At 38.2% G+C, this 13316-nt stretch carries 15 protein-coding genes; 13 read left to right on the top strand and 2 right to left on the bottom strand.

The window, feature by feature from the left end; all coding sequences use genetic code 11:
* Positions 1–4: 4 nt before the first annotated feature.
* Complete coding sequence (locus KJS44_RS12680) at positions 5–790, bottom strand: HAD family hydrolase (RefSeq protein WP_008690755.1); 786 nt, start codon at positions 788–790, stop codon at positions 5–7.
* 323 nt (positions 791–1113) lie between these two features.
* Between KJS44_RS12680 and KJS44_RS12675 the strand changes: the two genes are divergently transcribed.
* The 8 genes from KJS44_RS12675 to bilS all read left to right on the top strand — a co-directional run bounded on the left by KJS44_RS12675 (position 1114) and on the right by bilS (position 8072).
* Positions 1114–1914: a Cof-type HAD-IIB family hydrolase gene (locus KJS44_RS12675; protein WP_008690756.1), complete on the top strand. Its 801-nt coding sequence runs from the start codon at positions 1114–1116 to the stop codon at positions 1912–1914.
* A 2-nt stretch (positions 1915–1916) separates the two neighbouring features.
* Positions 1917–2879, top strand: a complete 963-nt coding sequence (locus KJS44_RS12670; RefSeq protein WP_008690757.1) for a type I phosphomannose isomerase catalytic subunit — start codon at positions 1917–1919, stop codon at positions 2877–2879.
* A gap of 57 nt (positions 2880–2936) precedes the next feature.
* Positions 2937–3758, top strand: a complete 822-nt coding sequence (locus KJS44_RS12665) for a Cof-type HAD-IIB family hydrolase (protein ID WP_008690758.1) — start codon at positions 2937–2939, stop codon at positions 3756–3758.
* 398 nt (positions 3759–4156) lie between these two features.
* Positions 4157–4906 carry a DeoR/GlpR family DNA-binding transcription regulator gene (locus tag KJS44_RS12660; RefSeq protein WP_008690759.1) on the top strand — a complete coding sequence of 250 codons (750 nt, stop codon included), beginning with the start codon at positions 4157–4159 and terminating at the stop codon, positions 4904–4906.
* Positions 4903–5820 (top strand): 1-phosphofructokinase, encoded by a 918-nt coding sequence (gene pfkB, locus KJS44_RS12655; protein ID WP_008690760.1) that lies wholly within the window; start codon positions 4903–4905, stop codon positions 5818–5820. Before KJS44_RS12660 ends, pfkB begins: the two co-directional genes overlap by 4 nt.
* Entirely contained in the window at positions 5817–6488 is a 672-nt protein-coding gene (gene rpiA, locus KJS44_RS12650; RefSeq protein ID WP_008690761.1) for a ribose 5-phosphate isomerase A, read from the top strand. Before pfkB ends, rpiA begins: the two co-directional genes overlap by 4 nt.
* Before the next feature lie 3 nt (positions 6489–6491).
* The gene (locus KJS44_RS12645; RefSeq protein ID WP_008690763.1) at positions 6492–7448 is read left to right on the top strand and encodes a Gfo/Idh/MocA family protein; all 957 of its coding nucleotides are present in this window, start codon (positions 6492–6494) and stop codon (positions 7446–7448) included.
* A 117-nt stretch (positions 7449–7565) separates the two neighbouring features.
* Positions 7566–8072, top strand: a complete 507-nt coding sequence (gene bilS / locus KJS44_RS12640) for a flavodoxin family protein BilS (protein ID WP_008690765.1) — start codon at positions 7566–7568, stop codon at positions 8070–8072.
* Between the two features lie 202 nt (positions 8073–8274).
* Here bilS and KJS44_RS12635 read toward each other — a convergent pair whose 3' ends face one another.
* Positions 8275–9039, bottom strand: a complete 765-nt coding sequence (locus KJS44_RS12635) for a DeoR/GlpR family DNA-binding transcription regulator (protein ID WP_008690767.1) — start codon at positions 9037–9039, stop codon at positions 8275–8277.
* Between the two features lie 189 nt (positions 9040–9228).
* Between KJS44_RS12635 and KJS44_RS12630 the strand changes: the two genes are divergently transcribed.
* From KJS44_RS12630 to KJS44_RS12610, 5 genes are all read left to right on the top strand, one after another.
* A complete protein-coding gene (locus KJS44_RS12630) occupies positions 9229–9648 on the top strand; it encodes a PaaI family thioesterase (protein WP_008690769.1) in 420 nt (139 codons plus the stop codon).
* 115 nt (positions 9649–9763) lie between these two features.
* Complete coding sequence (locus KJS44_RS12625; RefSeq protein ID WP_008690771.1) at positions 9764–10267, top strand: NAD(P)H-dependent oxidoreductase; 504 nt, start codon at positions 9764–9766, stop codon at positions 10265–10267.
* A 73-nt stretch (positions 10268–10340) separates the two neighbouring features.
* Positions 10341–10988, top strand: coding sequence for an NAD(P)H-dependent oxidoreductase (locus tag KJS44_RS12620; RefSeq protein WP_008690772.1), 648 nt, complete (start codon positions 10341–10343; stop codon positions 10986–10988).
* Positions 10989–11023: 35 nt separating this feature from the next.
* The gene (locus tag KJS44_RS12615) at positions 11024–11344 is read left to right on the top strand and encodes a TfoX/Sxy family protein (protein WP_008690773.1); all 321 of its coding nucleotides are present in this window, start codon (positions 11024–11026) and stop codon (positions 11342–11344) included.
* 249 nt (positions 11345–11593) lie between these two features.
* On the top strand, positions 11594–12802 hold the full coding sequence (locus KJS44_RS12610) for an MFS transporter (protein WP_008690774.1): 1209 nt from the start codon (positions 11594–11596) through the stop codon (positions 12800–12802).
* Positions 12803–13316: the final 514 nt, after the last annotated feature.

Below are 13316 nucleotides of genomic sequence, written 5' to 3'. Positions count from 1 at the left end.
AGTTTTATTTATCATCAATATAATGATGCATAAGGAGATAATCACGCAGAGAAGGCTCCCAGCTGGGACCAATCACTTCATCTGCGTGTTTTTTTAATTCTTCATGTCCATTGCCCATGACAACACCAATTCCTGCCTCTTGGATCATTTGCAAATCGTTCATAGAATCGCCAAAGGCTAAGTAAGCATGAGCCGGTAATTGCCAGTATTTCATCAGATGAGCGATACCTCTTGCTTTGTTTACACTTGTCTTCATAAAATCCACACATGTTAAAGATGGATGCTGCACTTCTATGCCTTCAATACCATCAAACATATGCCAGTCAAAGCCAGGTTTTTCATAGGCACTTAACGCAACTAAAGGTTCATGATCCCACTCTCTCACAATAGGTACTTGACAATGAAATTGGTCAAACGCGGCTTTGGAATAGGCATTTAACGGTTTTGTCATAAACTCATATTTGCCATGAGAATTAATACATATATCATATTCCTTCCCTAAGGCAAAGATACGCTCACATTGCGCTGCTGTAAAAGTATCTTCAAAAATGATGTTCATTTGTTCATCATATACGCTGACACCCGCACCACCAACATAGCCATCCCAGGGAAACAGTTGCAAGACTCCTAACTGCTCTGCCATTTCTTTTGCGCGTCCACTACATAAAGCTACCTTATAACCATTTGCTTTTAATTGTCTGATCGCATCCATCGTTTCCGGTAACACCTGATTGCTGTGATGGTCAAAAAAAGTACCATCAATATCAAAAAACACTGCTTTTATCTCCATCCTATCCCTCTTCTCATGGTTTTATTTTAGCATGTAAGCGATGCTTGTACAATTCTCATTTCAGCAGAAAATAGGGAGGAAATGCAATATGGTTGGAAAAAGAACAGAAAGCGTTTATCCATCTTCATAGCGAATTCATGCTGTTGCTACGCATCTTATAATTATTTTCTTATGCAAAGAAACGATTCTTTATCTGATGCAGATGGAAGCTGTTCATGATCGGTTAGCTATGCTTTTCGCTACACTTGCTTTTCCTGAATTCCTTCTTAAATACATTGCAATCAAACCATATTTCTCCTATAATTAAACCATGGAGGATGAATATGGTAAAAGGTTTGGTATTGTATGATTACGATGGTACGCTGGTAGATGAGCGTGATGCGATTTATGTACCAAGTAATATCACAAAAAAGACGATTTCCCGATTGCAGGATATGGGATATCTGTGTGTATTAGCCACAGGAAGAGCATTGAGTTATATCCCAAGCGGTGCGAAGGATTTGCATCTGGATGGTTATGTCACATGTAATGGGGCATATGTCACGGTGCATGGTAAAGTGATTCATAAAGTTATCTTTGAAGATGAGGAGCTTGCGGCATTGATTGCTTATATGGATGCGCATGGTATTAATTACATACTGGAAAGTAATGATTTCTGTTATGTAAAAGATTTAAAGGATCCAAGTTATCTGCATTTTATGGATAACTTTCAGCTTCCGGAAGACAATTTTGTCCAGTATAAGAATTTGCAGCAGGTGCATGGATGTATTTCTAAGATAACCTTAGCATTTGGCAATCGTTCATCCTTGCAAAAAAGCAAGCAGTTATTACGTCCGCATTATCAGATGAGCCTACATCGAAATTGTGACACCTTGGATATTGGGAAAAAAGCGGTGCATAAGGGTGTTGGCGCAAAAGCTATCATGGAGCATTATGGAATACCTTATGAGGCAACTTATGCTTTTGGTGATGGTGATAACGATGTGGAACTACTTGCCAGTGTGCGGTATGGCATAGCTATGCGCAAACACGATCCACTGCTGGATGATGTTGCTTATATGGTAACAGGCACAGTCAAAGAAGAAGGTATATTTGAAGCATTAAAGAAATTGGAGGTAATTTAATTATGGCAATGGTACGATTGCTCCCTGCATTTAAGGATTATTTATGGGGAGGCACAAAGTTAAAGGAAAACTACAACAAAAAAAGTGATTTAGACATTGTCGCTGAAAGCTGGGAACTTTCTACGCACAAGGATGGGCAAAGTATTGTCGACAGTGGTGAGGATCAAGGAATGCTGTTTGGCGATTATTTGCAGAAGTTGGGAAAAGAAGCACTTGGTACAAAAGGTGCGGCTTTTGAGAATTTCCCTATTTTAATTAAATTTATTGACGCAAAGGGGAACTTATCCATTCAGGTTCATCCAAATAATGAATACGCAATGCGCGTAGAAAAAGAATATGGGAAAACCGAAATGTGGTATATTCTGGATGCAGAAGAAGGGGCTTCCCTGTATTATGGAACAAATAAAGAAATCACAAAGGAAGAATTCCGTGAACGTATTGAAAATAATACATTACTAGATGTATTAAAGAGTGTCCCTGTACACAAGGGAGATGTATTCTTCATTGAGGCTGGTACCATTCATGCCATCGGTGAAGGTATCGTGATTTGTGAGATTCAGCAAAATTCAAATACGACCTATCGCGTATATGACTTTGGCCGTGTTGGTGCTGATGGAAAACCGAGAGAATTGCATATTGATAAAGCTATTGATGTATCAAATCTGACTCCATTAGAAAGTGATTTTAAGCCTTGTGGTGAAGTTAAGACATATGATGGCTATCAGGTAGCCATGATGGCATCCTGTGATTACTTTACGACTTATATTTATGAGGTAAAAAGTGAATGCAGTGTCAAGGTGGATGAAGAAAGCTTTGCTTCTTTCGTTATCGTTGATGGGGAAGGAACGATTGAAAGTGATGATACGATGCTGAGTATCCGCAAGGGAGACAGCATTTTCGCAACAGCTGGAACAGGCAGTGTAAGAGTAAAAGGAAATTGCCGTTTCATTCTGTCAAGAGTATAAGAGAGAAAGCCTTGCGCAGTTTTGCTCGCGTAAGGTTTTTTTTGAAAGGAGATTTGTATGGGTTATAAATTAATTGTTATGGATATGGATGGCACTTTGACAAACAGTAAGAAGGAAATATCTGAGGAAACCAGAACAGCTTTGATAGAAGCTCAAAAACTTGGAGCTAGCATCGTGTTAGCCAGTGGGCGACCAACACCAGGTTTATATCGAGAGGCCAAGATTCTAGAAATGGATCGTTTCAAAGGGTATTTGTTAAGCTATAATGGTGCGCATGTCTGTGATTATCCCAATCAGCAGGTTATCTATAACAAGACCATAGATAAAAAGTATATTCTTCCAATTATCAATAATGCTAAAGCATTGAATCTGGGTATTATGGTGAATAAAGGTGAATATGTAGTTGTCGATGATCCGCATACTTATCAATTGGAATATGAGGCACATGCGACGAATATGAAAACAATGGTGGTAGATGATTTACGGACATTTGTTGATTTTGAGCTAAATAAATTTTTAATCAGTGCACCCCCTGAATATCTGAAGATGCAGTTTGAGGATTTTAAGCTGCCCTTTGGCGATCGCCTGAGTATTTATACATCTGCTCCTTTCTATATTGAAGTGGTATCGAATGGAATTGATAAAGGAAAGGCCCTGGCAGGAATTGCAGAACGTTTAGGAATTCAAAGAGAAGAAATCATCGCTTTTGGGGATGAGATGAATGATCTTACAATGCTGCAGTATGCCGGACATGGAGTAGCCATGGGGAATGCTGTAAAACCAATTAAATTGATTGCAAATGAAATTACGGCTAGTAATGATGAGGACGGAATTGCCAAGTCTTTGTACAAAGCTTTTCCTGAAATCAAACATCGTTAAGAATGAAAAAAAGCACGATTAGCGAAATCGTGTTTTTTTGTGGAATATGATTTTCTTTTCAATATGTGTAAGAAAAGAAGATTATCATCTGCTATGCAATGCGATAAACGAAGAGTGTACAATGGATAGAACTGATAAAGTAATCAACAAGAAAAGGAGTTTGGGAAAGTGCTATGTAAAGTGATACATAAGAATAGAGCATATCCAAAATGCTTTTAAAAGCGAGAAAACAGTGTGTACTACATAGGAACATCATAAAACAACATTCTTGCAGAAGGAAGCAATATATGCTTGAAATTGACGGATATCACACGAATTCATGATTAATTTTGATTGATATAGATTGACATTGACTGAAATAGGCGATAAACTGTAGTTACTTAGGAGGTAATTAGGATATGTTAGCAGAAGAGCGATTTGCGGCAATACTACAGTTGCTACAGGAAAAGAAGACGGTAACAGTGAATGAACTGACGAAAACTTTGCATATATCAGAATCAACGATACGAAGAGATCTGGTGTCGTTGCATAAGATGAAAAAACTACGTAAGGTCCATGGAGGAGCAACCTTATTACAAAAGGAGTATGCACCGATAGAGAACGATGTCACACAGCGTTCCCAAGAACATATAGAGGAAAAAAGACGACTGGCACAATATGCCGCAACCTTAATAGAACCTCATGATTTTATTTATTTGGATGCTGGCAGTACGATCTTACATATGGCAGAATTTATAGAAGAAAAAGATGCTGTCTATGTGACGAATAGTTTATATCTAAGTGAACGTCTGGCAATCAAGGGGATGAAGGTTTTTATCTTAGCCGGGGAAATAAAAGCAAAGACCATGGCCGTTGTTGGTTTGGGTGCTGTCAGTGCCTTACAAAAATATAATTTTACAAAAGCGTTTTTAGGTACAAATGGCATTACCATTGAGAATGGTTTTACGACGCCGGATATGGAAGAATCTTATGTAAAATGTGAAGCGATGAAGCATGCTCAAAAATGCTATGTTTTAGCCGATGCATCAAAATTTAATCTTTGCACGGCAATGAGCACTGCCGATATCAGTGATGCAATCATCATCACTAGTAAAGGAATTCCTGATGAATATAAGGAAGAAACAGAAGTTATCGAGGTGGCAATATGATCTACACCGTTACTTTAAATCCATCAATTGATTATGTCATCACACTGGATGCCTTATGTAAGGGAGCAATCAACCGCACCAAGGAAGAAGATATTATCTATGGAGGGAAAGGAATTAACGTGTCGATGATGCTTGCACATTTAGGTATACCCTCCACTGCTTTAGGATTTTTTGCTGGTTTTACGGGAGAGGCGTTAAAAAAAGGTATTGAGCAGCAAGGAATCATGACAGATTTTATTCCTATAGAAGATGGTTTTACCCGCATCAATGTCAAAATTCATGCGCAGGAGGAAAGTGAAATCAATGGACAGGGACCTCTTATTACCTCGGCCCATTTGCATCAGCTATATGCAAAGCTGGAACTCTTACAGCCAAATGATATCTTAGTATTATCAGGGAATTTACCAAAACAAGTGCCAGCAAATATTTATGCAGTGTTGATGGAGAAACTTCATGATAAGCAAATTGATGTAGTTGTGGATGCTTTTGGTGAACCTCTACGTCAGGCATTACCACAGCATCCATTCTTAATTAAGCCCAATCATCATGAATTACAAGAGCTGTTTCAGTTAGCGGACTTACAAGAACAAGACCTTGTCACATGTGCACGGCAATTACAAATGGAAGGAGCTAGAAATGTTATCATATCCATGGCAGATAAGGGGGCTATGTTGGTAAGTGAAACAAATGAAGTGTATCGTATAGCGAGTCCAAAGGGAAAAGTTGTTAATTCGGTAGGAGCTGGGGATTCCATGGTTGCAGGTTTTTTGTATGGTTGGTTAAAGGAAAAAACGTATGAAAAAGCTTTACGTTGGGGTGTTGCTTGTGGTAGTGCCAGTGCTTTTTGTAAAGGTATTGCCCAAAGAGCATTTGTGATGGAACAATATCAAAAAATGGAGGATGACTTGTTATGAATAGTAAAGAAAGAACTGCGTTTGCGGCATTAACCTTTATTAAGGATGGAATGCTCATTGGTTTAGGTGGGGGAACAACGATTGGGACATTGGCAAAATTTATCACAGAAAAACAATTGGCGGTAAAGGTTGTAACACCATCTTTTGAAACAGAAAAGCTTTGTGTTCGTTTAGGATTGCCACTGCTGCCGCTGCGTATGGTATCACATGTGGATGTCGCATTTGACGGTTGTGATGAAATTGACCGCCATTTGCATGCGTTAAAATCCGGTGGAGGCATTCATACAAGGGAAAAGCTGATTGCGCATATGGCAGATGAGTATATCCTTATGGCAACGGAAGACAAATTGAGTGATACCTTACGTTTTACATGTCCGATCGTTTTAGAGTTGTTAGAAGATAGCTATGCCTATGTGAAGCGCAGGGTTGAAGAATTAAAGGGAAGTTTTCATCCTCGAACAAGTGATGGAAAATTCGGGCTGCTAATGAGTGATCATGGTAATGTATTAGCAGATGTGCGCTTTCCTAACGTACAAGACAGTGTGCAATTGAACCAAGAGCTAAAGAAAATTGCCGGTGTGATTGATACAAGTCTGTTAACAGAAGAAGTAACGAAAGCATTGATTGGCAAAGAGGATGATTTTCTTTTGTTGGAGAAGGAGGTTTAAGTGATGAATTGGGGTATTTTAGGACAGGGTGTCATCGCTCATCAAATGGCACAGGCATTATTACAGGAACATGGGACTATCTATGCGGTTGCAGGACGTCATCCGAAAAAGGTAGAAGCGTTCGCAAAGCAATACACAATCGCGCACGCTTATACGATTGATGAAGTAATGCAAGATGAACATGTGGATATCGTCTATATTGCTACACCACATTCCAATCATTTTGAATATATCATGCAGGCACTTCAACATCATAAGCATGTCTTATGTGAAAAAGCTATTACAGTAAATGCACAACAACTTGAAGAGGCTATGGCTTTCGCAAAGAAACACCAGCTGATTCTGATGGAAGCGATGACTATTTTTCATATGCCGATCATGAAGAAAGCGAAAGAACGCATTGAGAGTGGAAAACTTGGAAAATTAAAAATGTTGCAGATAAATTTTGGCAGTTGTAAAGAATATGATATTACCAATCGATTCTTTGCGAAAGAGTTGGCAGGTGGAGCCTTATTGGATATCGGAACCTATGCAATAAGCCTTGCCCGTTATTTTCTGCATGCACAGCCGCATATCATTAAAACAGATATGCTTCCTTTTGAAACCGGAGTAGATGAGATGAGCGGTATCATCTTACGCAATAAAGAAGATGAAATGGCGAACATTACCTTAACAATGCGCGCAAAGCTTCCTAAACGCGCTGTTATAGCGGGTGAACTTGGTTACTTGGAGTTATGTGAATACCCTAGAGGAGATAAAGCGACGTGGAAAATGACACAAGATGGTCATGAAGAAATGATGAAGGATGGAGAAAGTGCATTGGCATTGTGTTATGAGATTCGTGATATGGAAGAGGCCGTAAGAACTGGGCAAAACGAAACTTTGCAGTTGAGCTATGATGTGACAAAGCTTTTATGGGAAGTAAGAAAACAATGGGGCATGATATATCCATTTGAATAACTACTGCATGAGCATGCTATGTAAGAAATCGTGGTGATGCGTATCATAAAGAAAATGATGTTTCCAATCCTGTAAAAAGTGTTACAATATTCATATAGGAAAAAGGAGATGGCGGTAATGAAGTACGCTGTTGTGTATTGTAGTCACACAGGAAATACAAAACGTGTGGCAGAGGCGATTGCGCAGGTTATTCCGGCAGAGGATATGCTTTATTTCGGAATTCCGGATATGGATGCGACAAAAGATGCGGATGTTATTTTTGCCGGATTCTGGACGGATAAAGGCAGCTGCCCAAGCGCATTGTTAGATTATTTTTCATCCTTGCATAATAAACAAATCGTGTTATTCGGTACATGTGGCTTTGGCGGCAGTGCAGAATACTATGATATGATCTTACAGCGAGTCAGTGCATTTATTGAAGATGATTGTACTTATGTGGATGGTTTTATGTGTCAGGGAAAAATGCCGATGGAATTAAGAGAACGCTATGAGCGAGCAAAAGAAGATCCAAAGAAAATAGAACGGATTCTCGATAATTTTGATATGGCACTATCACATCCAGATGAAAATGATCTGCGCCAGGCCAAAGCTTTTACACAAATAATTTTACGATCCATTGCATAAACGAAAACACAGGAAACCTTAAGGAGAGCTGTTTAGAAAGCATATCCATACAACAGGTTGCCTGTGTTTTTTAATTCAACTTGGGGAATACAAACAAAAGGTATTGGCAAAGATTGTGAATCTTCTTAGAAAATAAAAGTAAGCTAGCTTTTAGGATTATTCTTTATTTGTATGTGGTGATCATTCAACTGGTTTTTGAAAATCATTCTTTACATACATGAAAATTATCCGGCAATTGCTCAACGGTGGTTGGCGCATTCATGAAAATCGTATCAAAGTCGGTTGTGTGTGCCCAGGTGGCTAAGGCTTGTACTTGCAGCTTGCTGGCATCGGCCAATATATGTGCTTTGCGACAGCGTTTTAATACAGCAGCTTTCACAGCACTGATATCTAAATCAACAGCCATGACTTCTTCACTTTCTAAATCTATACCGCTTGCTGAGAAAAAAGCCTGATCGAAATGAAATCGATTAATATCTTCAATGGCTACAAAACCGACGCTCATATCATAATCGGGAATATAGTGACCGCCGATCAGAAATAATTCCCCTTTAAAACGTTTCGGCAATTTTCTTACCAAATAAGTACTGGCTGTTACCAATTTGATGTTTTTATCTTTCAGATAGGGCAGCATGGCAACTGGGGTTGTACCGGAATCAAGGTAAATACATTCACCATTCTTCACGATCTCAGCCGCTGCTTTTCCAATCAATTCTTTTTCAGCTAAATGAATGTTTTCTTTATTCATTACCGGTAAATCGGTACTGCTGCTTAAAGTCTGTGGTAATTCTTTACGAATCGCTCCACCGCGTTCACGCTGAATCAATCCCTGTCGCTCTAGCTCCATTAAATCACGGGTGATCGTAGATTTACTGGCGTTTAAAAATTCCATCAATTCACTAATGGTGACAAAAGATTGTTCTTCAATTACTTCCATAATGCGAAATAAACGTTCTTTGCTGAGCATAAGATCCCTGCTTTCTTTTCTTTATCATACGACACAAAGGAAGTTTTCGTCAATGGATGTCTTCAAAAGAAATCAAATTGATTCATTTTATTGGTAAATATGTGCGTATCAAGAACTTCTAACGTTTTGTATCCCTTTTATAATTCCTTGTTATCATGCTATACTATAGCTGAGATAGGAGGTTTTCTTATGGCATCAATGGAAGACTTGAAGAAACGTTTAAACTCCTCCAGCCAGTTTTTACAAAGCAACGATATGCATGTTGTTGAAGTAAAAGAAGGCTATGCTAAGGTGGAGATGATTATAGATGAACAGATTTTGAATGTTCATGGCTTTGTTCATGGCGGAGCATTGTATTCCTTAGCTGACACAGCTGCTGGAGCAGCTAGCTTTGCGACAGGGCGCGATAGTGTTACGCTTTCGGGTACCATCAATTATATAAAACCGGGAAAAGGTGGTAAGCTGATTGGCATCGCACAGGAAATATCTGCTGGAAGAACGACAGGTGTATATGAAGTGTTTATTTTTAATGATCAAGAAATCTTATTATCACGCGCAACATTTACGATGTTTTTCTTAGATGGGGAGCGCTATCGTAAGCAAAAATAAGGAAGTGTTGTTTCTATTCTTGAAAGGCTAATGCGCTTTTATACTAACAGATGGAATAGAATACTAACAATTAAGGATACAAACAGATGAAATGAAAATGATAAGGGGAAATGATATGAAGGTAATACTGCATGATTTAGCACAAGCGGAATGGAGCACGCTTGCTCTTCCTGTAGATAATAATACAAGAATCATCGATCATACCAAGGTCATCCATCCATGCGTGGGCTGCTTTGGTTGTTGGACGAAAACACCGGGGCAGTGTGTTATACAAGATGAATATCAAAAAATAGGTGCTCTTTTTGGTAACACAGACGAGTTGATGATTATTAGCCGATGTTCGTTTGGCAGCTATAGTTCTTTTATAAAAAATGTTATAGATCGCTCTATCGCATATTTTCTTCCTTTTTTCGAGATACGCCAAGGGGAAATGCACCATAAAGTAAGATATCATAATACGATACAATTCCGTGTGTTTTTTTATGGAGAAGATCTATCTGAAAATGAAAAGAAAACCGCTAAACTATTGGTAGAAGCAAATGTGCAAAATTTTAACGGCATATTAAAACAAGTTTGTTTTGTAGATAGTTATGAGAAGCTTAAAGAGCTAGTGATATAAGAAGTAACTAATTTTTATATTCATCATTTTGACATCAATATGCATTTAAAAAGTCGTAGGGAATGAGAAAGGTATGGAAAAAGATATGATTCTATTACTGAATGGTAGCTTACGCAAAAGCAAGAGTAATTCAAATCATTTTTTAAATTTATTAAAAACGCAACTAAAAGATTCATATGAAAGCGTACAACTTTATCAACGAAAAGATCTAAATGTTATGAAAGATCTGCTTCAAAAAGCGGATGCCTGTGTGATAGGTATGCCGGTATATGTAGATGGTGTTCCTGCCCAAGTCATGGAGTTTATGGAACAGATGTATCTTCGATATCAAGGACAGTTTGCACAATTACCCGTTTATGTAATAACTAACCTTGGTTTTTATGAAAGTGAACAAGGGAATGTTTTGCTGGAAATTGTAAAGAATTGGTGCAGCAAGATGGGATTTTTCTATGGAGGAGGACTTGCCATAGGAGCCGGTGAAATGCTTGGCACTTTAAAAAAGGTTCCTCTTGATCAAGGCCCCAATCAACAACTAGGAAAAGGCATCCGCCAGTTTGCTGAAGCTATTTCTGATAAGCGATGCATCGAGGATATTTATGTGGAACCAAGCTACTTTCCAAGAAGATTATATATCTTGGCGGCGCATCGAAATTGGTATAAAATGAGCAAACAAAATGGCTTGCAAAGAAAAGCATTATACCAAAGACCGGCAGTGAAATAAGCATACCGTACCATATAAAAATGAGAGGTGAAAGCATGCCATCTAGTAAAAGCTTTTTACAATATGTTTTAGAACAATTGTCTGCGCTAGAGGATATCACATATCGCGCAATGATGAAGGAATACATCATCTATTACCGTGGAAAGATCGTAGGCGGTATTTATGATGATCGATTACTTGTAAAACCGATAAAATCAGCAGTGAAGTATTTGCCGACAGCTACCTATGAACTGCCATATGCAGGGGCGAAAGCAATGCTATTGGTAAATGAAGTTGATGATAAAACTTTTTTAATGGGCCTTTTTGAGGCAATGTATGAGGAGTTGCCAGAGGTAAAAGGGAAAAAGAAAAAATAGTAATTTATTTGCACTTCATATTTATAAGATAGCGGATCATCGTGATGGTGAATCGCTTTTTTAATGAAACGCTACATTCTTACTTTATAGTGATAAGCATCTTTGTACATCAGCAGTATGGCCTTTACAAAGATTTCCTTATCATAAGAATGTTTTAGGATTGCATGTTGTAGGAAAAGTAGTGTATCATAATGCTGTTATTTAGATAGAAAGCAACAGTTAAGCAATAACTACAGATGAGGTAACAATATGCAAATCAGACAAACATTTCAAAAGTATCATTTTGTCGTTTTCTTTATACTGGTTGCAATGGAAAGCATGGCTGCGAATTTTGCCCATCCCATCACACCGACATTGATTCAACAATTACAGCTGCCGGATTATTCTTTTGGTTTATTGTATGCCGGCATGGCATTTACGAATTTCTTGTTTTCGCCATTATGGGCAAATCAGGTACATCATTTAGGCAGTAAGCGTGTATTGGGCATATGTTGCGTGGGCTATGGCGCAGGACAAATGCTGTTTGCTCTTAGTAAAACACTTCCTTTGATCATGGTTGCACGTTTATTATCCGGCTTCTTTGTTGGTGGTATCATGGTGAGCTTTTTGACTTATATCATTGCCCATGCCACACTTGAACAAAGAGGTCGCTATCTTGCTTTATCTGCCACCATCCCAACAGTTTTTGCGGCTTTTGGTTATTTGATAGGCGGTATCATGGGTGTTTATTCCTTGTTTGCGACTTTTGTTATGCAAAGTCTGACCTTGGTGGCAGCCGGAGTTCTTTTTGCTTTGTTTTTAAAAGCTGATCCCGATAAAGCAAAAACGCATACTATTTCTTTTAAAGATATCAATCCTTTTCAAGCCTTTTTGGATGCACGCCACTTTTTAAACGTGGCCATGGTGCTATTGTTTTTTGTTGTCTTTCTAACATCTTGTGCAACCACGGCATATGATCAAAATTTCAACTATTTCATTAAAGATCAGTTCGGTTTCCCATCTTCCTACAATGGCGCATTAAAAGCAGTTGTTGGTTTTGTGTCTTTATTCGCAAATACGACAATCTGTATGTGGATCATGAAACGTGGAAATGTAAAAAAAGCCCTGCGCTATGTTTTAGCGGGAGCCGGCATCTTACTTGTGATGATGACCTTTACCACGCACATGGTTCCATTCATGGTTGTCAATCTGCTTTTCTTTGCGTTTAATGCCATCTATATTCCACTATTACAGGATGTATGTGCTGGGGAAGGTAATACGGAAAACAGTCATCAGGTCATGGGTTTTTATAATGCGATGAAAAGTCTTGGCATGATTGCCGGAGCTTTGTTTGCAGGATTTATTTATGGTGCAGGAGCTCGCTTATCATTTCTTTTTGCAGGTCTTTTCTTTCTCATCAGTACCTTGATTTTTCATATCTTCAAAGCTATTGCGAATAAAGCTACTGCAAAAGCATAGCAAGTATGCTGTTTATCATCTTGACATATAAAGGCACGCATTAGGCAGCATTTCTTCTTGAAGCAATTGTTCATAGGCTTCTAGCTTGCGCATGAACAAGGCGAAAAGCTGTTCGATTTTTGCTAATTCCAGTGTAGTGCCTATGGAATGACAGGTTATCGTGTAGATATCTTGCTATGTGAAAGCTGATAGCTGAAGGGAAGGAAAATGACGTAACATGGTTAAAATTACTATTACCCTTTGTAAACCGTTTTCTTAGATAAACTAGTTTCTTGAATACATTTTTTTGGTTTTTCCTCTGGATTATCTATTTGCCATTGTTTTACATAGGTAGTCACAATAATCAAAAATGTAATACTTGAAAAGATAAAAATTGACCAAGTATTTGCTTGGTCAATCTATCCTGTTTCACTTATTAGAATTAGAAAATAGTAAATTTAATACCCATAGTTTACAAAATAAATATAATCAAAATAGCATATATAATACAAGTAAAATAAGCAAGATATAGAAG

The sequence above is a fragment of the Longicatena caecimuris genome, from assembly GCF_018406465.1.
GTDB classification, from domain to species: domain Bacteria; phylum Bacillota_I; class Bacilli_A; order Erysipelotrichales; family Erysipelotrichaceae; genus Longicatena; species Longicatena caecimuris.
Note: the sequence above shows the minus strand (reverse complement) of the source record. Positions and strands in the feature narration are given on the sequence as shown.

Coding starts and splice junctions, on each gene's coding strand:
- KJS44_RS12625 (WP_008690771.1), top strand. CDS start 9,764: ATGAAGGTAATACTGCATGATTTAGCACAAGCGGAATGGAGCACGCTT.
- rpiA (WP_008690761.1), top strand. CDS start 5,817: ATGAATAGTAAAGAAAGAACTGCGTTTGCGGCATTAACCTTTATTAAG.
- KJS44_RS12675 (WP_008690756.1), top strand. CDS start 1,114: ATGGTAAAAGGTTTGGTATTGTATGATTACGATGGTACGCTGGTAGAT.
- KJS44_RS12670 (WP_008690757.1), top strand. CDS start 1,917: ATGGCAATGGTACGATTGCTCCCTGCATTTAAGGATTATTTATGGGGA.
- KJS44_RS12680 (WP_008690755.1), bottom strand. CDS start 790: ATGGAGATAAAAGCAGTGTTTTTTGATATTGATGGTACTTTTTTTGAC.
- KJS44_RS12660 (WP_008690759.1), top strand. CDS start 4,157: ATGTTAGCAGAAGAGCGATTTGCGGCAATACTACAGTTGCTACAGGAA.
- KJS44_RS12620 (WP_008690772.1), top strand. CDS start 10,341: ATGGAAAAAGATATGATTCTATTACTGAATGGTAGCTTACGCAAAAGC.
- KJS44_RS12610 (WP_008690774.1), top strand. CDS start 11,594: ATGCAAATCAGACAAACATTTCAAAAGTATCATTTTGTCGTTTTCTTT.
- KJS44_RS12615 (WP_008690773.1), top strand. CDS start 11,024: ATGCCATCTAGTAAAAGCTTTTTACAATATGTTTTAGAACAATTGTCT.
- KJS44_RS12635 (WP_008690767.1), bottom strand. CDS start 9,039: ATGCTCAGCAAAGAACGTTTATTTCGCATTATGGAAGTAATTGAAGAA.
- KJS44_RS12645 (WP_008690763.1), top strand. CDS start 6,492: ATGAATTGGGGTATTTTAGGACAGGGTGTCATCGCTCATCAAATGGCA.
- KJS44_RS12665 (WP_008690758.1), top strand. CDS start 2,937: ATGGGTTATAAATTAATTGTTATGGATATGGATGGCACTTTGACAAAC.
- bilS (WP_008690765.1), top strand. CDS start 7,566: ATGAAGTACGCTGTTGTGTATTGTAGTCACACAGGAAATACAAAACGT.
- KJS44_RS12630 (WP_008690769.1), top strand. CDS start 9,229: ATGGCATCAATGGAAGACTTGAAGAAACGTTTAAACTCCTCCAGCCAG.
- pfkB (WP_008690760.1), top strand. CDS start 4,903: ATGATCTACACCGTTACTTTAAATCCATCAATTGATTATGTCATCACA.